The sequence below is a fragment of the Desulfosarcina ovata subsp. ovata genome, assembly GCF_009689005.1.
GTDB classification, from domain to species: Bacteria; Desulfobacterota; Desulfobacteria; order Desulfobacterales; family Desulfosarcinaceae; genus Desulfosarcina; species Desulfosarcina ovata.
The window spans coordinates 1574153-1597816 of sequence record NZ_AP021879.1 but is presented as its reverse complement, the minus strand read 5'-3'; the positions used below and the strand labels follow the sequence as shown (position 1 = coordinate 1597816).

Annotated in this window: 17 protein-coding genes; 10 read left to right on the top strand and 7 right to left on the bottom strand. The window is 50.4% G+C overall.

The features are described 5' to 3' along the window. Nucleotides 1–109: 109 nt before the first annotated feature. The 5 genes from GN112_RS07120 to GN112_RS07100 all read right to left on the bottom strand — a co-directional run bounded on the left by GN112_RS07120 (nucleotide 110) and on the right by GN112_RS07100 (nucleotide 5359). Nucleotides 110–691 (bottom strand): acetate uptake transporter family protein, encoded by a 582-nt coding sequence (locus GN112_RS07120; RefSeq protein WP_155309567.1) that lies wholly within the window; start codon nucleotides 689–691, stop codon nucleotides 110–112. Between the two features lie 89 nt (nucleotides 692–780). Beyond that, entirely contained in the window at nucleotides 781–2220 is a 1440-nt protein-coding gene (locus tag GN112_RS07115) for an AMP-binding protein (RefSeq protein WP_155309566.1), read from the bottom strand. Continuing rightward, complete coding sequence (locus GN112_RS07110; RefSeq protein WP_155309288.1) at nucleotides 2217–3482, bottom strand: IS4 family transposase; 1266 nt, start codon at nucleotides 3480–3482, stop codon at nucleotides 2217–2219. The genes GN112_RS07115 and GN112_RS07110 overlap by 4 nt, the downstream gene beginning before the upstream one ends. Before the next feature lie 79 nt (nucleotides 3483–3561). Next, nucleotides 3562–3843, bottom strand: a complete 282-nt coding sequence (locus tag GN112_RS07105) for an AMP-binding protein (protein ID WP_162458822.1) — start codon at nucleotides 3841–3843, stop codon at nucleotides 3562–3564. Nucleotides 3844–3943: 100 nt separating this feature from the next. Next, nucleotides 3944–5359, bottom strand: coding sequence for a wax ester/triacylglycerol synthase family O-acyltransferase (locus GN112_RS07100; RefSeq protein WP_162458821.1), 1416 nt, complete (start codon nucleotides 5357–5359; stop codon nucleotides 3944–3946). 486 nt (nucleotides 5360–5845) lie between these two features. Between GN112_RS07100 and GN112_RS07095 the strand changes: the two genes are divergently transcribed. Further along, nucleotides 5846–6616, top strand: a complete 771-nt coding sequence (locus GN112_RS07095; RefSeq protein WP_155309563.1) for a FadR/GntR family transcriptional regulator — start codon at nucleotides 5846–5848, stop codon at nucleotides 6614–6616. Nucleotides 6617–6628: 12 nt separating this feature from the next. Here the strand turns inward: GN112_RS07095 and GN112_RS07090 are convergent, their stop codons facing one another. Beyond that, a complete protein-coding gene (locus GN112_RS07090; RefSeq protein WP_155309562.1) occupies nucleotides 6629–6877 on the bottom strand; it encodes a hypothetical protein in 249 nt (82 codons plus the stop codon). 566 nt (nucleotides 6878–7443) lie between these two features. On the opposite strand from GN112_RS07090, the gene GN112_RS07085 reads away from it, so the two are divergent. The 4 genes from GN112_RS07085 (at nucleotide 7444) to GN112_RS07070 (ending at nucleotide 13414) form a co-directional block, all read left to right on the top strand. Continuing rightward, nucleotides 7444–8037, top strand: coding sequence for a substrate-binding periplasmic protein (locus GN112_RS07085; protein ID WP_155309561.1), 594 nt, complete (start codon nucleotides 7444–7446; stop codon nucleotides 8035–8037). Between the two features lie 8 nt (nucleotides 8038–8045). Further along, a complete protein-coding gene (locus GN112_RS07080) occupies nucleotides 8046–8297 on the top strand; it encodes a hypothetical protein (RefSeq protein ID WP_155309560.1) in 252 nt (83 codons plus the stop codon). Nucleotides 8298–8453: 156 nt separating this feature from the next. Then, on the top strand, nucleotides 8454–10517 hold the full coding sequence (locus GN112_RS34225) for a YecA family protein (protein ID WP_231716952.1): 2064 nt from the start codon (nucleotides 8454–8456) through the stop codon (nucleotides 10515–10517). A 395-nt stretch (nucleotides 10518–10912) separates the two neighbouring features. Next, nucleotides 10913–13414, top strand: a complete 2502-nt coding sequence (locus GN112_RS07070; RefSeq protein ID WP_231716951.1) for an efflux RND transporter permease subunit — start codon at nucleotides 10913–10915, stop codon at nucleotides 13412–13414. Here the strand turns inward: GN112_RS07070 and amt are convergent, their stop codons facing one another. After that, nucleotides 13415–16453, bottom strand: a complete 3039-nt coding sequence (amt, locus tag GN112_RS07065; protein WP_155309559.1) for an ammonium transporter — start codon at nucleotides 16451–16453, stop codon at nucleotides 13415–13417. A 273-nt stretch (nucleotides 16454–16726) separates the two neighbouring features. On the opposite strand from amt, the gene GN112_RS07060 reads away from it, so the two are divergent. The 5 genes from GN112_RS07060 (at nucleotide 16727) to GN112_RS07040 (ending at nucleotide 23484) form a co-directional block, all read left to right on the top strand. Beyond that, on the top strand, nucleotides 16727–18373 hold the full coding sequence (locus GN112_RS07060) for an aminotransferase class V-fold PLP-dependent enzyme (protein WP_155309558.1): 1647 nt from the start codon (nucleotides 16727–16729) through the stop codon (nucleotides 18371–18373). Nucleotides 18374–18620: 247 nt separating this feature from the next. Further along, nucleotides 18621–19598 (top strand): CoA transferase subunit A, encoded by a 978-nt coding sequence (locus GN112_RS07055; RefSeq protein ID WP_155309557.1) that lies wholly within the window; start codon nucleotides 18621–18623, stop codon nucleotides 19596–19598. 13 nt (nucleotides 19599–19611) lie between these two features. After that, nucleotides 19612–20379, top strand: coding sequence for a CoA-transferase subunit beta (locus tag GN112_RS07050; protein WP_155309556.1), 768 nt, complete (start codon nucleotides 19612–19614; stop codon nucleotides 20377–20379). An 81-nt stretch (nucleotides 20380–20460) separates the two neighbouring features. Continuing rightward, nucleotides 20461–21426, top strand: a complete 966-nt coding sequence (locus GN112_RS07045) for a TAXI family TRAP transporter solute-binding subunit (RefSeq protein ID WP_162458820.1) — start codon at nucleotides 20461–20463, stop codon at nucleotides 21424–21426. A gap of 78 nt (nucleotides 21427–21504) precedes the next feature. Continuing rightward, a complete protein-coding gene (locus GN112_RS07040; RefSeq protein ID WP_162458819.1) occupies nucleotides 21505–23484 on the top strand; it encodes a TRAP transporter permease in 1980 nt (659 codons plus the stop codon). Nucleotides 23485–23664 lie beyond the last annotated feature (180 nt).

Genomic DNA, 23664 nt, shown 5'->3' with positions numbered 1-23664 from the left:
GAGTGATTGTTGTCACTTGACGGAAAAGGTGGGCATTGACAACAAAGGGCTGCGGGATGGCAATCCGCAGCCCGATGGCGTGGCGCGAAGCGCCACGCCATCACCTGTTTTACTGTTTTAACGGCTCTTTTAGAGGCATCAGAGGCTTGCCAACCGGCAAATGAATATTTACTTCTTCACCCAAACCGACGGCCACCATATAAAGTCCATAAATAACGGAAACGGCAAAAAGGAAAGAAGCGACCGGTTTAAATGCAACATATCCGATTTCAGTCAAACCCAAGGTCGATAAAACAAAAAAACCGAGCGGGCCAATCAAAAAAGGAATTAACGGCGCACGTAATAAAGGAATGATATAAAGGCCCATTAAAACCCCCAAAAAGATATTCACATAACCGATCAGCGGAGTTGGGGAAGCCAGTTTCAAACCGACCAAAAGAAATGTAAGCGCTGGTCCCAGCATAAACAGGGTGCCAAAAGTCAAAAGCAGGTTTCCGGGAGTGGCAAGCCCTCTTTTGAGTTGAATCATACCGGCAAGGATCTGAGCCAGACCACCTGCCGTCAGGAGTGCAAAAAATATCGGAACATTCTCTTTGGGAATATAGTTATTGAGTGACAACCAGATAATCAGACAAACCATTGAAAAAGCAGAATAACCCGTGGCAGTTGTGCCGGCCCATTGCTCTTGCATAAAACCTCCTCCATGAAATTGTTCGTTTACTGGTTTGCGGTGACCCTTTTCCAAACAGTTTAACAGCAGACGGGATTTGGGGGTAAAGTCTATTTTTTTAATAGTCGTTTTAGAATTTTTCCAGCACCCGATTTGGGTAGCGACTCCGTGAATTCCACTTCATGCGGACGTTTATAGGCAGCCATGTTGTCCTTGCACCAGTTGATGAGCCCTTCTGCCGTTAGTTCGTCTTTGAACTGGTCTTTCAATACCACAAATGCCTTGACTGACTCTCCGCGATAGTCATCGGGTATCCCTATGACGGCGACCTCAAGGATGGCCGGATGCATCAACATGGTATTTTCCAACTCTGTTGGGTAGACATTAAAACCGGAGCAAAGAATCAGTTCCTTTTTCCGATCGACGATCTTTAAATATCCATCTTCATCCATCAGCCCGATATCACCGGTGTAGAACCACCCATTCTTCATTACTTTTTTGGTTTCTTCAGGCTCGTTCCAGTATCCATTCATCACCGTCGGGCCCTTGATGGCGATCTCTCCTTTTTGGTTGCAAGGCATCTCTTCTTCGCGTCCCTCAAGGTCCATTATTCTTAAATCGTTTTCCTTAATAATGGGGATACCCGTAAAACCGGGCTTCCAGTTGCCTAAAGGTGTTACAACACCTCCGGCGGCCAGAACTTCGGTCAAACCATATCCTTCACCCAATTGACTGTTGGGCGCGATTTCCTTGATCCTCTGTTGGAGAGTGATTGAGATGGGAGACCCACCGGTCACGATCACCCTCAGAGAGGAGAAATCAAATTGTTCTATTGTCGGCATGTTGACCAGGGCGGTGATCATCGTGGGGGCCGCCACCCAGACCGTGCATTTTTTTTCGGCAATGGCCTGTGCGATGATGGCTGGAACAAATCGAGTCAGGATCACCAGTTTCCCTCCGGCAAAAAGGGCCGGTATCATGGTGACCTGTAACCCCATGATGTGGAAAAACGGTGCAATACCCAGGCTGGTCTCCTTTGGAGTAAGGCCGAACCAGTGCATCGATGCACACACCGCTATGGTTAAGGACCTGATACTGATCATGGCTGCCTTGGGTACCCCGGTGGTTCCCCCGGTTAATTGCAGCATGGCCAGATCGTTATCCATGTCGTGGATGCGGCACACCGGTATCGGCATGCCCTCATCCAAAATATCTTTAAAGTCGACGGTTCCGGAAAACGGTTGGTCGGTTCCAAATACTTCGTCCGGAGGAGAGAACAGGGGCTGCTTTGAAAGAAAATCCGCAAACCGGGCGACGATCACGGTTTCAATGCGACCGGCGTTATCCACCTTGTTAAATTCGGAGCAAAGCGTGTCTTGCACGATGATCATATTGATGCCGGTTTTTTCGATGATCGGCGCAAGCTCCATTGCTTTGAACATGGGATTCAGATTAACCACCACCCCACCGGCACGAATGATTCCAAAAAAACTGATGACATAATGCGGACTGTTTTGCATAAAAATACCAATACTGTTCGGCACAGTCATTGATAAGAGTATTGAGCAATAACTTTGGCGATATTCACATCAAATATTTCTAACAAATTATTTTTTACTGCTAATAACCAGTGAAGACCAATTTTATAAAACTGTTTTAATTTTTCTCCAAGAAGAGTTACTAACCCGCAAACATATGGTCTTTTTGCATTTGAATTGGAGCATGAAGATGAAGTTAGCAAGGTTTCGTTCTTATTATTTTCTTCAGATTCATGCTCATCTTTTTCATTTTCTCTGCTTATTATTTCCGTATCTTGTTTGAATGATAATAACAATAGATAAGCAATCATATACAAGTAGAATTGTATCTGTACGCCATGAGGAGATTGGCTCATTAAGTGAATTCCCTTGAAGGTTCTTTTTATGAAGCGAAAAAAAAGTTCCACTTGCCACCTGTAAGCGTAAAGCATTATAATTTCGTAAGTTGTCAAATCATTTCTGTTTGTGATCAAAATGTAGTTTTCGCCCATAGCCGTAAAGCTAACAATACGATAACTTGCTTTGTTTTCATCGCTATTGAATATTATATTTGAATCTGTGATGTCACTGAAAAATTTCAAGAATGTATCCGGTACGGTGGCAGTGAGACACTCTTTTACAGTGTACGTCATATTCGACTTTCCGCGAATAATAAAAAATGCATTGCTGTCGGATATCTGCTTGAACAGATTGAAAGCGATATAGCCTCGATCACAGACATATGTAATGCCTTCGCGAAGAATTTGCTTAACAAATTCTTTTTCGGAAAAGTTACCTTCCGTACTGATAAATTCGGTTGGAATCATTCGGTTGAGTTCAAAAGATAAATGCATTTTGATCGCATTAGCGGTTTTCTTGTAACAAGCCCATGCCATATTGGAAATGGCCGGAAAAAGCGAACCATCTACAATTAGCATTTTTCCAAGATGACTGATTTCCGGAATTTTATGCAAATCCAATTCTTTTACCAACTGATGGAATATATCTTTAAATATTTCTGGGGGATAACGATTAAACGCTTCATTATACATAGACTTCGATGCGACGACCAATCCTAATGCCTTAGCAGTTGGTGATGTTTTGATCTCAGTGACGATTTGTCCAACGCTTTTAATTCTGGTTATTATTCCAAAAAGCAAATTTGTGGTGAACGATGATAATGAAAGCTTGTAAGTGTCCAAATCATTATGGAGACTATTTTGAGTAACCTCAATCAATGGTAGCACCGGTGATAGAATTGTTTGAAAAACATTTTTGTCGATGTGTTCGCTCATGGAGACCTCCTGGTTAATTAATTGTACCCACCATGATTAAAACACAAAGCGATCTTTTTGTCCAGCGCTATTTTTTATTTTAATAACAAGATGTTACGGCAATATGTATGCCGAACGGTATTGTAAAAATACCGACCCGGTCACCCCTGGCCAACCCGCGGCCCATCAACGCGTTGGCAAACTGGTCGATTTTTCTGTTCAGTTCGCCATATCGGATTTCATAACCGTAAAAATCGATGGCGACGGCATCGGGTTGTTCGGCCGACCGATCTCGAAAATACTCGGTAAATGGCTTTTCCGCCTCAATATGATCTGATACGCCTTGCGGCCAAGTTCGTTGCCAGCATGCATGTCTGTCCATTATTTTTTCCGCCTCCTTCAGATGCCCATCAGTAGATAAAATAGTAAGACCGGCCGACCGGTCAGCGTGCATATAAAAAAATAACGCAGGTATGGGAGCACTATCCATTTTTTAAATGATAGAGTTCATCGTGGGATTTCTGAATACAATCCGCAAAAAAGTCTGAATCCGGCATCATTTCCGGGCAGCTCATTGTTGAAAACACCAACTCATCACCATAACTGCCGGCAGCAAGCAAAAGCCCCATTCCATCCATCAGAAAGCCCCAATTGAAGCATCGGATTTGTTGGGCACCGCAGAAATAGAGCGATTCACGGGAGCCCGGAACATTACTCATGCCAAAACCGCTATATAATGGCGAGTTAAAATTCGCCAGTTTTACACCCTGGGCCATTTTAATGCTCAAATCAATCATCGCCAAAGGCGACAATTCAAGCATTTCATTCATCGACCGGCCCCCAAGCGTATCGGTAAACTTTTTTGAATACTGTGTTGCTTGGTGTACTTTTGCAAGACGTTCGACAGGGTCCTCCACATCCGTATGTGTAACGGTAATCATGGAAAAGACTTTATTTCCACCGGCACCAATCTCTTCCTCTTTTCTAACTGCGATCGGAATTAATCCGCGAAGTGGTTCTTCCGGGAGTTCATTGTGGTGCATGAGGTATTTCCTAAGCGCTCCCGCAAAGATTGTTATGACAACATCATTGACCGTCGCTCCAGGTACGAGTTTTCGGAACCGTAGGATATCCTGTAAGGGGAAGGGGCGCGCCTCGATCACACGAGACAAAGATGGAATGGCTTTTGAGAATCGGGTGCGAACCGCCGATCCCATTTTCATTGCGTCTTCAACGGCGGCCTGCATTGCCTGCGGAAGGTCGGGAAGCGTCCGATACAGGAAGTTCATCCTTTCCATGGGCTTTATCACCGTGTTTCTGAACATGGTTCGATAGAATAAATCCAGTTGAGAAGGGGCTTTATCTGCCGGCGTCGTTTGCTTTGGCGGGAGTTCTTTAGCCGCCGGATCCAGTGTATGCAGCACACTCTTCACATAAGTAGCCGATGATCCGTCAAACTGACCGTGGTGCTTCTTGTGAACCACCGCAAAGCAACCCTCGGGGATGCCGTCTATTTTGTTCAATCCTTCGATGATATGCATTTCCCAGAGAGGGCGGGACATATCCAACGGTATCGCGATGATACGCTCGACCTCAGAGCAAAATTGTTTCCAGGTTCCTGGTTTGGAAAGCGTAGTGAAACGAATGTGGTTTTTTAAATCAAAGTTCTCATCATCAACCCAGTATGAGTAGTCGGCATTGAAGGGAACGGGAAAACGCTTCTCGCGCATCGGCAAGCTATCTACCCGTTTTTCGATATAATTTAAAACATCTTTTTGGGATACGTGCTTTCCAGGGGCAGTAACCGGATTATAAATATGAACGTCACTAATATGCATGGGTGTGTTTTGTGATTCCAGTGAAAACCACATCTCATCTGCCCCGGTAAGTTGTTTCATTTTTACCATTCCTTCCTGATTAAATTGTTACTTTTTTAAAAAAATGGGGATAAAGAAATCCCGGCTTTCTCGCGAATTTCATGACAGGAAAATTGAACTACAGTTTGCCTGTAACAAGACGACACAGATTATTATGGAGGCGGTTCGTTCTGACCGATCGTTCATACAATCTGGAAACGCTAGTTTTTACTGTTTGAATCAGTCCGGGTTACCCTCCAAAAATCTTTGTGTCGATCCCGGGGGCAAACCAACGAAGAACGCCTTTCCCTTTATCCTCAAATCCAGATTAAGGGACTGAAATTTAACAAAAATATTTGTATCGAGAATTAAAAAACATGTGGGTGCTGTTGGTCTTACATTTATGGTCCTACATATAATGTACTGTTGGTCTTGTCAAGAAATAATTTTTCTGATAGATGGAATTGCAAGGATTTTATGAAGCTTAAATTTAATGCTAAAAAACTTTAAAACCGTTGACGTGTCCACATGAACTTAAAGGGAACAATGTATTCTTTTGAGCCCATCAAACAACCCAAAGCCACCGAAGAGGTCTTGGCACAGTTGAAAGAAGCCATTCTTCGAGGCGCCTATAAAGAAGGAGACAAACTTCCATCGGAAAGAGAGTTGACAAGCCTGTTCAATGTCAGCAGGGGGGTCGTACGGGAAGCCATTAGGGGCCTCCAAGTGAGCGGGTATGTTGAAATAAAGCAGGGACCGTTGGGAGGCGCGTATGTAAAAGAAATCACATTGGGCCTGTTTGATGTGGGATTCTCTGATCTGTTTTTTTCAAACAAAATTACCATCACCGAAGTTTTAAATGTTCGTCAATACATTGAACCGGAAATCGCGCGATTGGCTGCATTGAATATTAGCGACGAATTCAGAGAAAAACTCGAAATTGCGTTGGAGCAAGAGAAGCAATCCTTCAAATCAGCCGACGATCTCATGAAGAAACTGACGGCAGTTCATTTAATCCTCGCTGAAATGTGCGGCAATCGTCTTTTTGAAGGTATCATCATTTCCATCATCTCCCTGACTCACCGAATCATCAAGGCGATGTTCAAAGATTTATTGAAACTGCACGGCGCCGGAGAACACGAAGATATTGTTCAAGCCGTCATGAAGGGAGATTCTGAATCCGCCGCAAAAGCGATGACTCTCCACGGGGATAGCTTTGGTCGTGTATTTCTCGAATTAGAGAAATCCGAAGGCTGGTTATGGGGGCCTGAGTCTTTCAATGGACCCGGCAAGAAATAATTTTTTGATGTCTCATCCCTCCCGAATCAATGCCATCAGTTCCTCGGCGTTCATTTTCCCGCTCATATCGGTACCGTCAAGCAGACTGTCGGCAAGGTCCCGTTTGGCGCGGTGCAGGGCGACGATTTTCTCCTCGATCGTATGCCGGGCGATCAGGCTGTAAACGGTCACCGGCCGGGTTGGGCCGATTATGAAAACCTCAAAGCAGAAAAGTACGGAACCATCGTTGAACAAGAAAATGGTGGAAGGGGAGGGTGCCATTCGGTCCTCCTCCTGTGGAATACAATTATCGTTGTTCCCACTGCCAGCATGAAATGAAGATAAACGAAGCAATTATAGATGTCGAGATTGCTATGGCAGAATTCGAAGGCAGAAATATCAAAGGGTTTATGCCGGTTCTTGGTTGCCCGAATTGCAACCGTGAGACAATGAAGTTTGCTGCAGACTAAGAGCCCGCCCGAAGGGCGCTAAGTTCAAAGGGCTGATCTGCCGCCCTATTCGCAGCTGGTTAGACGCCGGTAATTGTCGGCAACGCGATTTTAAAGAATTACGCTGAATCGTTGGGTTGCGCTTCTATTTAAAGCCAAAAAACGGTATTAACTTTCCATTCGTTGCCGGCAGGCTTGGATAGGAATACAATCGCCGCAAGAATCGTAAAGGCGCTTTTTGGTTATCATTCCACCGCGATAGAATCTGGTGAGCATCTGTGGAGGTGCATGGTTTATGTTGATTTGAATATGGTCAGAGCTGGCGTTGTTGCCCACTCCTCAGAATGGAAATGAAGCGGATTTTATGAAATTCAGAACCCGAAAACCCGGTACCGGCCGATGATAAAAAAAAATTTTATAATTTTAATTCTAATACTTCTATCTTCAAACATTCATTCAGAAACTATAAAAATCGGTTATTTTCAACTTCCACCACTTCAATATTTTGATAATGATACACAAACGCTAAGAGGTGCAACATTAACATATTTTAAGGAAATGGCCGCTCAATTAGATTACGAAGTTGAATGGATTGGCCCGATGCCATTACTCCGGTATTCCGGGATGCTGGAAAAGGGTAAACTTGATGGCGCTCTGGGATTTCACAAAAATAAAATAACTGAGACTTTTCTACATTTTCTCGATGAGCCTCTTTATTATGCTCAACCAATACTCATTGTCCGAAAAGATAACCCATTAACCGGACTTCACTCCATAGATGATATTGTTGGATATAAAATTGGTACGGTTGTATCTTTGTCAGGGATTTATACACCATTCTTTGACAATCATCGTGATAAAATAACACTGGAAACATTGGGCAGCGATACCTGGCTTGAACAAAATTTCAATAAACTCCTTATCCTACGAATTGATGCAATATTTGATCGACAACCTTATTTGATCGACAACCTTATTCAGTACAATTTGTAGCAACTAAAATGCATATTCAGGATCAGATCAAAGTGCTCCCTTTGCCTGAACCGGCAACCCCAATGTATATTGTCTTCTCAAAATCTTCACAGCAGGGAAAAAAATATTATACCCATTTTAATGCCATTAACTCAATTTTTAACTTAAATTATGAAGAATTGATAAAGCAAGAATTACAGTGGTATAAGGAAAAACAAAACTCCCTCAACATGCGGCAGAGATTAGAAAAAAATAAGCAAACCACCCCACATTCGCCTTAACGCAGACAGTCCAAAAAGCCGGTCCGCCGGTTCGGTTTGTTGAACAGAAACGACACATCGACGTGCCCACGTTCGACCGGCAACGGACACACAGAGTGGATCCGGTTCGACAGACGCTAATGCGCCAAGGCCACGATAGACTTATAGGTTACACCATTGAAAAGCGCCATAGAAAGCTATCTCAACATTATCCATGAGGCCCGACGCTGCCGCCCTGATATTCAGGCCGCCGCCGAAAGCCTGATTGATCGAACCGCCACAGATTGGCACGCGATCATAGATGCCTTGATCCAGTCCGGACAAGATACGGCACTGGGGATCACATTTGCTGTTTGTGCCGTCAATGGGGTTCGTCTCGACCCGGCCGTTGCAGCCGAGGCGCTGAAAGTGATCGAGCCCATCATCGATTTTGCACCGGTTTTCCGATACCAGGCCCAGGCCGCCATCCCCCATTTATTACGGCTTGCCCAGTCCGATGAATTGTCCACCGAACGTCAGGTATATGCCGGCCTGATTGCCGCTGAAATGAGCGTCGTCCACCAGGTCGATCCAAATCCGGTACGTTTGGTGCTAAACAAGTTGGAACATGCATACGGACTAACCCCCGTGCTTAGAGCCATGTTGGCCAGCGCCCTCTACCTTCTCGATTCTGAAAAAGCGCATCCGGAAACGGATCAATTCCTCAGCCAGGCTGATGTGCTCAAGACGCTTCCCAAGGAGCGTCCGCCCGTTGTCATCGCAAGTGGCGAGACCATGCGCAGACCTGTGGAAAAAGTGGGCCGAAATGCCCCCTGTCCATGCGGAAGCGGTAAGAAATATAAAAAATGCTGCCTTGGCAAGGACAAGGAGAAGTTTTACGATGCATCGTCCTATGCCGGAATTACCAAGAGCCAGCTGCGAGCCGCTCCACAACTTGTCGATGACGTTGAATTTATCCATGACATGCGCGCCTATGAACTAAAAAAACTGGTGCCGGAGACCCTGAATGCCAAACAACTGATAGCCGCCTATCGCCGGTGCGAGTTGTTCGGATTGAGAGCGCTTGCCTTCGAGATGCTCAAAGAATTGGAGGGCAGGCCGGAAGAGCACGATTTCGACAGAGGACATTTTGAGGATTTGTTGGAGTACACGTTACGGGCGGGAGACATCGAATTGGCCAACGCCATTCGCCGGCACATTCCCGATGACGAACTCACCGATCCGGATATGACCCGACTCGAGTTGGACCTGCTTCAAAACAATCCGGCGATGGAAAGGCTCGAGGCCCTGTTGCGGTTGGAGTTGACGCAACCGGATGAGGTAGAATTCGATCCCCCTTTGCTTCACCTAAGCTATCTGTTGGAAAATGTATATCCCACCTTGAGCATTGTCTTCGGCCGGGCGTTTATTGCCGGCAATCCCGACCGTTTATTGGACAACGACACCCTGATTGAATCCATACGCAGGGCAAGGGCCGAAATCGGTATTGAAGCGTGGGATGACCCCATTGAGGATTATCTGGAATGGTGCTTCGAAAAGGATGTGGCGGAAAGTCAGGAGAAGGATAAACATCAACAGCTCACCCAGGTGCTCGAAGATGCATCGGCGGCAAGAAAGAAGGCCAGGGAAAAGGAAATCGAGCTGCGTCAAAAAGAGAAGGAGCTCGAAGCCATGGCGTCTGAGCTGAGCGAAAAGCAGCGCCAACCCGCACCGGCGGTCACCGATCACGCACCTTCTGTTGTCAACCGGACGAATCAGGACAAGAAGACGATCTCTCTCCTTCGTCAACGCATTGAGGGGTTAAAGGAAGAAATCAATTCCCAGCAACAACTTCGGCGTGAGCTTAGGACCAAGTTGAAAGCGGAAAGGGATAAATGGTTATCCCAGGCCAATCCATCAACCGCACCAATAGAAAAGCCGGTATCGCCCCTGGACGATTTGCCGCCGTCAGCATTTAAAACGATTCTGGTTCCCGAATACGCACCGGCATTCTCCAGGTCCTGCAAAACCCTTCCCCCATCGGTGGCCGCCAAAGCGATCAAATCCATTGGAGAATTTGCCGCCGCGGAAGATGCCATATGGCAAATTACACGACCCATTAAACGTATGGCGGGACACTATCGAATCAAGATAACCAGAGATTACCGGGTGATGCTGCGCTGGGAACCCAATGATAAAATTGAGGCCCTGGATGTCATTCCCCGCTCGGAACTGGATCTGTGGATTAGGAACCATCGTTAAATTTTATCGGATCAGCTCTTTTATCTGGGTATCTATGATTTTTACTATAATACTGTCCGTATTACCGGGGCTGGATCTGAATATAGAACGCCATAATCGATTTTTTATAAACATGTTAGGATCGGGGATGAAATTAATTGGACGTAATTGCGCCGGGCTTGTGTTCGTCTTCAAGGCGCATCAAGGGTTGCATACCGGGAGTATGTGGCCGTTGATGCAACGCGGAAGACGGGCGCAAGAACAAGCAATTTCGTTTAATTAATAAAATTCCCGATCCTTAGCTCCGATTTATCCCCGGCCATATGGCATAATGGGATCGGCACCGCAAATGGTGGCCACCCCTCATATTTCTTGGTCTGTATGGTTTGCATAAGAAAACAAGGAGCTTTGCTGCAGTGACCGAAATATTTCGAACATTCAACCGCTGGTACGGCAAAATCGTGTTGGATCATCCCGTACGGGTTTTGATCTGCCTGATGATCCTCATTGTTATATTGGGATACATGGCCAAAAACTTCAGGATCGACGCATCGGCCGATACCCTCCTGCTGGAAAATGACGAAGATTTGCGTTACGCCCGACAAGTCAGCGAGCGATATGGGGTTCACGATTTTCTACTTGTCGCTTTCACACCCTTGAAAGGGGACCTGTTCGACAATGAGAACCTCGACACACTTGGCCGCTTGCGGGACGAGCTCCAGGCGATGGATTGGGTCGCATCCGTCCTCACCATTCTGGATGTACCGCTGTTGGAGAGCCCCCCCATCTCCTATGCGGATATTTCCAACGAACTCCCCAACCTGAAATCGCCGACCGTCGATAAAGCGCTGGCAACGATCGAGTTGCACGAAAGTCCGTTTTACCGAGACCTCTTGGTCAGTTCGGATATGGGTACCACGGCCATCGTGGTCAATATCAAATCAGACCCGATCTATACGGACCTGATCGCCGAACGAAACGGCTATCTGGATCAAAAGGCCGAGGGCGGCCTCTCCTTGCAGGATGCCCAACGGTTGGATGTTGTGATAGAGAAAATCCGTTCACACCAAATCCGGATGAATGAAGCCCAGCATCGAAACATCGCACAGATTCGTTCGATCCTGGACCGATACCGTCCCGAAGCCAGGATTTTCCTGGGTGGCATCTCCATGATTGCGGACGACATGATCGGCTTCATCAAAAGAGATCTCAAGGTTTTCGGCCTTGGCGTATTTTTGCTTCTCGTTTTCATGCTGGGTGTTATTTTTAAAAACGTCCGCTGGATTATCGTTCCCATGCTCTGCTGCTTTCTGGCCGTCGTGTGCATGATGGGGGTGCTCGGTGCCTTCGGCTGGGACGTAACGGTAATCTCCTCCAATTTTGTTTCCCTGCAGTTGATTATCACCCTGGCCATCGTGGTCCATCTGATGGTACGGTATCGTGAGTTCCAGATCACCCGCCCCGGAGCCGATCACCGGGCCCTTGTTCAGGAGACCGTTCGTTCCAAGTTTGTCCCCTGCCTTTATGCGGCCCTCACCACCATTGCCGGTTTTGCCTCGCTTTTGCTATGCGACATCAAGCCCGTCATTCATTTCGGGTGGATGATGAGCATCGGCATTCTGTTCTCTCTGACGCTGACATTTTTGCTGTTTCCGTCCTGCGTCGTGCTGCTGAAGCAGCCCAATCCACCGACGCCTCCCAAATATCTCCGCTTTTCCCTTACCGATTTCCTGGCCCGATTGACCGTATCCCACGGAACGGCGATTCTGGTCGTCTCCGTCGTCTTATCGGTTTTAACCGTGATGGGCATCTATCGACTGAAGGTGGAAAACAGCTTCATCGACTATTTCAAAAAATCAACCGAGATCTACCAGGGGATGGCAGTGATCGATCAACAATTGGGCGGCACCACGCCCCTGGACGTGATCCTTCGATTCGAAGCCATTGATCCGGATGTGGATTTCGCCGAGGAAGACGAGGAGTTTGCCGATCCCTTCGACAAACTCGATGAAGAGGAAGATCCCAATAAATACTGGTTTATTGAAGACAGAATGGAGACCATCGAGCGGGTCCACGATTATTTGGACGGTTTGCCTGCAACGGGCAAGGTCCTCTCCCTGGCGACATTGCTGAAGATCGGGCGAAGGCTCAACGACGGTCAATCACTGGACAGCCTCGAAATGTCGGTACTTTATTCGAAAATGCCGGACGAGTATAAGGATCTCATTTTGAGCCCGTTCATCAATTTTAAAAATAATGAAGTTCGCTTTACCTTGCGCATCATCGATTCGATGCCATCACTCAACCGCAATGCCTTGCTCCACAAGATCGACCATGATCTCGTTCATCAATTGGAAATTGAAAAAGGAAAAGCCAGACTGGCCGGGATGATGGTGCTGTACAACAACATGCTGCAAAGTCTCTTCACGTCCCAGATCAAGACCATGGGGGTGGTGGCCATGGCGTTGCTTCTGATGTTTCTGCTGCTTTTTCGTTCTGTGAAACTGGCTCTGATTGCTTTTTTTCCCAATTTCTTCTCGGCAGGTGCGGTACTGGGGGTAATGGGGTGGATGAACATCCCGCTTGACATGATGACGATCACCATTGCAGCCATCAGCATCGGCATCGCCGTGGACGACACGATTCACTATATCTATCGGTTCCGCGAGGAAATCAAGTCCGACGGCGATTACATCAAGACCCTATACCGTTGTCACAACAGTATCGGCCATGCCATGTACTACACTTCGGTGACGATCATCATCGGGTTTTCAATCCTGGTTTTCTCGAATTTCTGGCCCACAATCTATTTCGGCCTCTTCACCAGCCTTGCCATGCTGATTGCCCTGGTCGCCGCCCTGACCCTATTGCCGCACCTGTTGGTCATCGTAAAGCCATTCGGTGTACGAAATCCTTAATTAATTCTCCAGGTCCATAATGAATTGTCGGGTAATCTCTTTTTCATCCAGCGGCTTTGAAAACATAAAACCCTGTGCGGATTCACAGTTTGCGGCCTTGAGCAGTTCCAGCTGCACTTGTTCCTCCACACCTTCGGCGACCACCTCCACACCGATGCTTTTCGCCAAGGCGACAATCGTTTGCACGATTTTGGGATTTTCCTTTTGGGCGCCTCCGGAAATGAAAGAACGGTCAATCTTCAGTCCGTCAATGGGAAATCGTTGAATGTAGGACAAGGAAGAGTAACCGGTTCCAAAATCGTCCACAACAATTCGAATCCCCATATCCTTCAGCCCCTGCATGGTTCTGATGGATGTTCTTGCGTTCCTCATCAGCGTGGATTCGGTTAATTCGAGTTTCAGGCTTTCCGGAGCCAATCCGGTTTCGTCAAGGACCTCTTCCACAAACTTCACCAGTCTGGAACTCTGAAACTGTTTGGCGGAGACGTTGACGGAAATTGTTAGATGTCCGTTATTCGTCGACAGCTTCTGCCATTTGACCATCTGCCGGCAGGCCTCTTTCAAAACATATTCGCCGATGTCGACAATCTGACCGGTTTCTTCGGCAACCGGAATGAATTCTGCCGGGGAAATCAGACCTTGTGTTGGATGATTCCATCGAACCAGGGCTTCAAAACCCAGAAGGGCGGCTTCCCGAACGGAAACGATGGGCTGATAATAGACGGCCAGCTCTTCATTAAAGACGGCATCCCGCAGCTCCCGTTCCAGTTCGTTCTCCCTGACCACCTTGGTATGCATCTTATTGTTGAAAACCTTGAAACACGCCTTGCCAATCTCCTTGGCCCGGTACATGGCGATGTCCGCATCCCGCATGACGGATTTCGCGTCTTGGTAAAATTGGGTCTTCAGAACGATTCCCACGCTTGCAGAAGAACGAATTTCATTGGTTTCTATGACCACGGGTTTTTCCAGTTCTCTCATTATGCGCTTTGCGACATCCACGATCTCCCGTGGATGGTTGAAATCCTCCAGAATGATGCCGAACTCGTCACCCCCCAGCCTTGCCACCGTATCAATATCTCGCAGACAGGCCTTAATCCGGTCCGCCACGGCGATCAGGAAGGCATCCCCGATCTGGTGCCCCAGCGTATCGTTGACAGACTTGAAGCGATCCATGTCCAGCATCATGGCGGCATAGGTGAAATCCTTTTTTCTCTTTTTCCTGTGTACGGCCGAAGACAGACGTTCGAGAAAGAGCATGCGGTTGGGCAAACCGGTCAAGGCATCGTGGAACGCCTGATGGGACAGTTGCGTTTCAAACTCCTTTCGCTGGGTGATATCATTGTAGATATAGTAGGCCCCCTGAATTTCATCGTTTACCAGAATGGGATAAATGAACAGGGCGACATCGATTAACCGACCGGCCTTGTCCTTTCGAATGGTTTCCCTGGTAAGGGTCTTTCCTTTCAACACCGAAGACAAAGCCGCCTCGGCCTCTTCGATCAGGTGCTCCGGAACCAGCAAGGAGATGTCCGATCTGCCGCGCAGATCCTTTGGCAAATAGCCGAACAGGGCGGCAAACCCCTCATTGACATCCACAATGCGGCCTTGGGCATCAACCATGATAATCCCCAGGGGGGAAGAATCGAACAATTCCTGGAAAAGTGCATGTTGGTGCTCAATTTTCGAAGATGCCAGTTCCAGCGCAGTCATCACATGATTATATTTTTTTGCAATTTGTCCGACTTCGGTAAATGGCTCCACCGGAACGCGTACAGAAAGGTCGCCGGTTTTGGTCTGATAATCCATGGCTTCAAAAAGATCGTGAAGCTCGGTAGTCGCTCCATGCTCGGAAACATTCAGGCCTTTTTCTTCTTCTTCCCTGGAAACCCGCATGGGCCAGATCCGGTCAATGCCCTTGATCACCATATACGGGATGACAAAAGCAATGAGAAATGCAGCAACAATGCCTTCCATCTGAATCACGAACTGCCCCTGGAAGCTGAGCCCCGTACCCAGCCGTTGGGCGTCGCCAAAAAGGGCAACCGCCAGGGTGCCCCATATGCCGCAGCCCAAATGGACCGGCACGGCACCGACCGCATCGTCCACTTTGAGCCGGAACAGCAACTGCTCGACATATACACACACCAGTCCGGACACGGCACCAACGACAGCGGCATCGATGGAACTGACACAATGGCAACCGGCGGTGATGGCAACCAGACCGCCCAGAGACCCGTTGATGAGCGCGGTGACTTTCGGCAGACCGGTCCGATACCAGACATAAAGAATGCATGCGGCGGCACCGGTACTGGCCGCCAGCGTCGTTTTGGCGATAATGCCGGCCACCGATCCGTCAAGGGCCAGGGTGGATCCACCGTTGAACCCGAACCAGCCGAACCACAGCAGCATGACACCGAGGATGGACAGCGGAAGGTTGAAGGCGGTGATTTCCCTCGGCGGACCGTTTTTGGGAAAGCGACCGCTTCTCGGGCCGATGACAAGGAGGGCGGCAAGGGAAAGCCAGCCGCCCACGCTATGCACCACTGTCGAACCGGCAAAATCGACAAACCCGCGACTGCCGAGCCAGCCGGAAAGTTTCCCCGTTTCCAGGCCGTTCCAGGCCCAATGCCCGAAAACCGGGTATACGGCAATGGCCAGGATCCCGGCAATCACCAGGTAGGAGGAAAACTTCATGCGTTCGGCCACGGCGCCGGAAAATATGGTCGTCGCCGTTCCACAGAACATGACCTGGAAAAAGAAAAAGGCCGTCGGGAAAGGCCCCTGGTCCATGGAAAAGAAGAATCCCATGTTGCCGAACAACCCCGCCTGTGAGGTGCCGAACATGATTGCATACCCCACCGCCCAGAATCCGATAACGGAAAAACTGAAATCGGCAAGATTTTTTACGGCCACATTGATGGAATTTTTTGAACGGGTAAGTCCCGATTCAAGACACATAAAGCCGGGTTGCATGAGGAAAACAAGACTTGCAGAAAAAACAATCCAGAATATGTCGATCAGGGGGGCGTCATTCATCGGATGGGACTTTCGATCTATTTGAGGTTGTGAATGATTGTGTGTCTGCCATTAAAAAATACCGAAATTTCCAAGTTCCAAAATATATTTATCGGCCGGTCAAGCATAAACTTGACTGAGGTGGGGGCGGCAAGATAAGTGGCGGGTATTTCGGTAATTGTTGAGCAAATCGAGGTTACAATTGATTTTTAGACAGAACCATGGTTTTGAATTACCTTTCTCCAAAGGCACTTGGCAATTTGAACCAACTGATTTTCAAGCGAGGCATTTTCAATGACCGAGCAAAAACGTCGCCCCCAACTGGTAGCTGATCACGAGGCACTGGCGCGCACCTTCCACCAGCCGGAAAATGAGCAGTCGCGAAATGTGCTTACCAAATACATGGAGCAGATCCTGTTCGGGCTCCACGATTTTTTGCGGGAACACGTGGGGATTACCGAAGAGATCCCCTTGAAAGAGCTTGCCGCACAGTTCAGCTCCTCGACAATCGCGCGTACGCCGGTGAAAAGACTGGCCGACGTGATCGCCAAAATCATCGAGGAGCTTGCTCCTCAGGCGGTCAATGTTTCATCCCCCTATTTCATTGGCCACATGACATCGGCCATTCCATTTTTCATGGTGCACCTGAGCACCATCGTCGCTGCCCTGAATCAAAATCCGGTAAAGCTGGAAACCTCTAAAGTGGTGAGCGTTTACGAACGCCAGGTCCTGGCCAAGGTGCACCGGTTGCTGTTCAATCTGGACGAGACCTTTTACGAAACACACATCCAAAGGCCCGAAAGCACCCTGGGCTCTTTCGTAGAAGATGGTACGCTGGCCAATCTTTCCGCCCTCTGGGTCGCCCGAAACCGCCTGTTGCCGGCCACATCGGGTAGCGTCGGTGCCGAACGCGACGGGATGGCAAATGCCCTGCACGACCGTGGCCTCCGCAGGGTGACGATACTGGTATCTCAATTGGGGCACTACTCGATCCGTAAATCCGCCGGTGTGTTGGGCCTGGGCTACGACGCCGTGACGGTGATTCCCGTGGACCGTGCCAACCGCATGGATCTGAACGTGCTCCAACGCACCCTCGAGGAGCACTGCCGGGACCCGGAAACCGCAGTCATGGCCGTTATCGGTATTGCCGGCACAACGGAAACCGGCGCTGTGGATCCGTTGCCCGCCATCGCCCGGATCTGCCGCGAGTTCGGCGTTCACTTTCATGTGGATGCGGCCTGGGGCGGGCCCGTGCTGCTGTCAGAACGCTATGGTCACTTGCTCAAGGGTATCGAGCTGGCGGATTCGGTCACCATTGACGGGCACAAACAGTTCTACCTGCCCATGAGCAACGGCATGGTGTTCTTTAAGGACCCCCAGGCCATGGATGCCGTGGCCTACCATGCCGCCTACATCAACCGGCCGGGGTCTGTCGATCTGGGCATCCGCTCCTTGGTGGGCTCGCGTGCCGCGACGTCACTGGTCCTGGGAAGCGCTCTGGACATCATGGGGGCCGATGGATACGCGCTGCTCATCGACCACGGAATCGAAACCGCCCGCGCCTTTGCCGAAGAGATCAACCGCCGTTCCATGTTCGAGTTGATCACCGCGCCGGAACTCAACATTCTGACCTACCGCTTGGTACCCGACGGGCTGCGTGAATCCAAAGAATCAAATGAAACAATCAGCGGAGAGAGCCGCTTGCGCATGTTGAACCACGTTAACATCCAAATTCAGCGATTGCAGCGGGAGGCCGGCAACAGTTTCGTTTCCCGAACTACTTTGCGGCGGTCCGGCCAACCCGACACCGTGGTTCTGCGCGTGGTGCTCATGAACCCCCGCACGACCCCGAAAATTTTCAACGCGATCCTGGACGAACAGGAATCCATTTACCTGGACAGCATTGCGCCATCACTACGATTGAAATCTCTTACCCCATGAGGCAAACCCGCACACGACTGGTGTGCGGTAGCCGCACATCAAATCAGCCGATTTTTCCCTTCTCCATCTTGGTTACAATGTAGCTATCCGTAATAACGTTAAAAATTAACGAGTCAAGTTTTTGGCACGGATATTGGTTGTTCTACAATGAATCCGACCGGTTGGTGTTCTGAACACTCACGGTGGGCGGGTACCGAACCGTTGGTTACCCACTGATCCGAATCTGTCAATTGTGGAGGTACTTGTTTTGGAAAAAGAGGCAGGCAAGCTGCTTGAGCTGAAGGAAGCGGTTGCGCGTTTCGTTTTTGACGGGGCGCACATTTCAATCGGGGGGTTTACCCTCAATCGCAATCCCATGGCGGCGGTTTACGAGATTATCCGCCAGGGCCGCAGGGATTTACACCTGTACGCCCATTCCAATGGCCAGGCGGTCGACGAACTGGTCGGGGCTGGGTGTGTTCGTCGCCTGGAGATCGCCTACGGTGGAACGGGCCGGTTTGCACCCACCTGTATCCGGTTTCGCAAAGCGGTGCAGGCGGGTATGATCCAGGTAGAGGACTACTCCAACTACCAGATGACCCTGCGGTTCATGGCCGGTGCCATGGGGGTTCCCTTTCTTCCCTGTCGCTCGGGCCTGGGATCCGACCTCATTCATCACTGGGGATTCTCCGAAGATTTGCGCAAAACCGAATCTCGGCTTCCGGATGAAAAGATGGTCGTCATGGACAATCCCTTCGGCAGTTGGGGCGAAACCGCCAAGGTGGTTCTCGTGCCGGCCATCACCACGGATGTGACCATCATCCATGTCCAGAAAGCCGATGCTCTGGGCAATGCCCGGATCGCGGGGCTCTCATTTGCCGATGTGGAGCAGGCCAAATCCGCCGAACATCTTATTGTCACCTGTGAGGAACTGGTGTCGACGGATGAGATGAAGGCCGATCCCGACCGCAACTGCATTCCCTTCTTCTGTGTCGATGCGGTGGTGCATGTTCCCCACGGTGCCTATCCGACGGCCTGCTATGGGTATTATGACTACGACCCCGCCTATCTGAAACAGTTTGCTGATTACACCCGGGATGATCCCGCCTATGAGACCTATTTACAGGATTACATTCTGAGGATTGACGATCACGAATCGTTTCTCGAAAAAATCGGCAGTGAAACCCTGGGTGACATCGAGGCCGATCCCGAAACGGGATACGCCAACAACCTGGATAGACGTTGAGCGGGGGGAGGGCATGCAAGATTACACATTGAAAGAGATGATGGCGGTGGTGGCGGCCCGGGAAATCCACAATGGGGATATTATTTTCTGTGGTACCGGCATCTCCATGCTGGCGGCCATGGCCGCCAAAAACATCAGCGCACCGGATTGCGTGATTTTTTTTGAAACCGGTGCCATCGACAGTTTGCTGGAAGAGGTGCCGCTGGCAGTGGCAGACTCGCGGGTCATGTACCGCACCGCGCTGAACGGCGGTCTTGCCGAGGCTTTCGGGACCATGCAGAACCGGTTTACCGGAAAGCGTGTGGTAGGCATTCTGGGAGCTGCCCAGATCGACCGCTTCGGCAACCTCAACTCTACCGTCCTGGGTGATTACGACCATCCGGCGGTCCGGTTTTCCGGCAGCGGCGGGGCCAACGATGTGGCTTCCTTCGTCAGCCGGACGATCATCTTCATGAAGCACGAGAAACGAAAGTTTGTCCGTCAGCTGGACTACCTGACCAGCCCCGGATGGCTCGACGGCCCCGACGGACGGAAGAACGCCGGACTGAGCGGTGGCGGTCCCTCGGCCGTTATCACCGATATGGCCGTGATGCGGTTCGATGAACAGAGCCGCGAGATGTTTCTGGCCGAATGCTATCCGGGGATTTCCGTCGAATCGGTCCAGGAGAACATGGGCTTTGCCGTGGACTGCTCACGGGCGGTTGAAGCACAGCCGCCAACCGGGCGTGAACTGGAAATTCTCCGAAACCGCTGCGACCCCCAGCGCCTGATTTTGGGGTAGGCCAACCACAAGATACCGTAGGTTTGACAACTTTTTATGCAACATTGGGGCAACAACTACCATCGACCAAAGGAGCAGCACATGAAGACCAGGAACTGGGCACTTGTTATTGTTTTGGCAGTTATGTTTACCGTCGCCGGTATGGGCGACAGCGAAGCCGCATCGTATAAATACATGACCATCCTGACCGGCGGAACCGGCGGCGTCTACTACCCGCTGGGCGGCGGCATCGCCGATGTACTGACCAAAAAAGGCATTTCCAATGTTTCCGCCGAGTCCACCGGCGGTTCGGTGGAGAACTGCAACCTGGTCGGCCGCGGTCGTGCCGAGATGGGTTTCGCCATGGCCGGGGTCTGCTACGACGCATACAAAGGCGAGGGTAAGTTCAAGGAGCGGGGCGAACTGCCCATCATGGCCATGATGTCGGTTTATCCCGCGCCCATGCACATCCTGGTTCTGGACAAGTCCGACATCCATCAGTTGTCTGACCTGAAAGGGGCGAAGGTGTCCTTGGGCGCCTTTGGCAGCGGGACGGAGAACATGGCCAAGAATATCCTCGAAACCCAAGGCATCACCTATGATGATATCAAAACGGCCTTCCTGTCGTTTTCGGAAACCGCCATGGGATTACGCGACGGTGTGGTCGAGGCCGGCTTCATGGCGGTGGCCATCCCCGCATCGGCCGTTCTCGATTTGGGATCCACCCGCAAGGTCCGCTTCATTCCGCTGACCGATGGAGAGATCAAAAAAACCCTGGAAGCCTATCCCTACTACTCCGAGGTGACCATCAAGGGGAGCGCCTACAACGGCATTGGTGGCATCACCGGTGATACGGCGGGCGTGGGCGTGCAGAACGTTCTGGTTTGCCGCCGGGAACTGCCCGAGGATCTCGTCTATAATATGGTCAAAACCATTTTCGAAAGCCAGAAGAAACTCCTCGACGTCCATCAGGTGGCCAGCCAGATTACCATTGAGAATGCGGTGAAGGTGCCCATCGACCTGCACCCCGGCGCGGCCAGATACTTTCGGGAGATGGGGGCGTTATAGCAGACGTTCACTGTCATCGGATAACGGATCTTGCCGAATCTGTAAACGTTACGCAACTATCGGATGGAGATGGAAAATATGAATACGGACAAGAAGACATCCAACGCCCTGGATTTAAAAGCGGTTATGGCGTTGCAGGAAAAACGGGTGTTTCCCCGTTTTGCCAATGGGACCGATTATGCAGTGGTCATTGCCGTTTCCCTGCTGCTGGCGGCATTTCAGATCTGGACAGCCGGTTTCGGGGTGCTTTTTGCACTCAAGCAGCGCATCATTCACATATCCCTTTTGGGCGCGCTGACCTTCTTCCTGCGCCCGGTCAGCAGCCGGTTCGATACGGATGGGGAAGGCCGCCGGAAAGTCTTCCTTTGGGACCGGACTTTTGCCGCGCTGATGCTGACGTCCATGGTGTATCTGTTGTGGAATTACGAGGCCATCCAGAGCCGCGCGGGCTTTCCCGAAGCCTGGGATATCGGTTTCGGGCTGGTCATGATCGTCTTGCTTCTGGAGATGACCCGGCGGGTGGTCGGCCTGGCCTTGCCGATCATCGCCTGCTGCTTTCTGCTCTACGCGTTCCTGGGGCCTTATATGCCCAGCATGATCGGCCACCGGGGATATGACCTGGAGAGAATCGTTGCTCAGATGTACCTGACCACCGAGGGTATCTTCGGTGTACCGGCAGGGGTGTCGGCGACCTTCATATACATGTTCATCCTTTACGGCGCGTTTCTGGAAAAGAGCGGTGGCGGCATCTTCTTTATCAAGCTGGCCTATGCCCTGACCGGTCGCATGCTGGGCGGACCGGCAAAGGCGTCGGTGTTTGCCAGCGGCCTCATGGGCTCCATTTCCGGCAGCGCCGTTGCCAATACCGTGACCACCGGCGCGTTTACCATCCCATTGATGAAAAGCGTCGGTTTCCGGCCGAGCTTTGCCGCGGCCGTCGAAGCCTCGGCTTCGTCAGGTGGTCAGCTCATGCCGCCGATCATGGGGGCTGCGGCCTTTATCATGGCCGTGTTCACCAATATTCCCTACAAGTTCATCATGGTGTCGGCGGCGGTGCCGGCCGCGCTTTACTATTTCGCCATTTTCATTTCGATCCATTTCCGGGCCAAACGCATGGGCCTGAAACCCGGCAATGCCGAGGATCTGCCCAATGCCAGGGAATTGCTGAAGAAAGACTGGCAGCACATCTTTTCACTGGTGGTGCTGGTCACCCTGCTGCTCATGGACATCACGCCGCTCAGGGCGGCATTTTGGGGAACCTTGACCATTATCGTTTCCTGCGGAATGCGCAAATCGACCCGCATGAGCCTGAAGTCCGTTTACGAGGCGCTGCTACTCGCCAGCCGCAACACGGCCACCGTCGGTGCGGCGTGTGCCTGTGCAGGAATCGTTGTGGGGGTGGTCACCCTGACCGGCATCGGTCTTAAGTTCGCCACCCTGATCGAGGTGCTGGCCAATGGCAACATCATCATCGCTCTGTTGATGACCATGGTGGCATCGCTGATCCTGGGGATGGGGCTGCCCACATCGGCCTGTTACATCGTACTGGCCGTACTGGCCGCACCGGTATTGACCAACCTGGGTTTCCCGGTTCTGGCGTCGCATCTGTTCATCTTCTATTTCGGTATAATTTCCGCCATCACGCCGCCCGTGGCCCTGGCGGCCTATGCCGGTTCCGGAATATCCGGATCCAATCCGTTCAAGACCGCGGTGACGGCGCTCTCCTTGGATCTTTCCGCCTTTTTCATTCCGTACTGGTTCATTTTCAATCCGGAACTTCTGTTGGGCAAGGGATTGCTTGCCAACATCGCCGTGATTTTCATATCCGCCGTGGGGGTCGTTGCCCTGTCGGCCATGACCCAGGGGTATCTGGTCAGAAAGTTGAATGCCGCTGAGCGAACCATCGCCGTGCTGGTGACCTTTTCGCTCCTCATGGTCGATCTGAGGTGGCGTCTTCTGGGGCTGGGTGTGTTCGGTGCACTGTTTGTCTATCTGAAATTCTCGGCTGCCAGATCCAGAGAAGAGGCATCGGGACGTTTCGTATCTGTCGAAGAGTGAGCCCTCCGAAGGCGATCGATGGATAACGGCATGCCGGGCGGCACTTCCCGCCATGGAGCGACGCCCGGCACGCCGACCGAACACAGCCTCTATCCTCCCTGTCTTCCCACCTATCGTCCACCCATCCCACCCGCCTGTTCACTCACGGTTTTCAAGAAATGATCGGCTCTTGCCGATAGG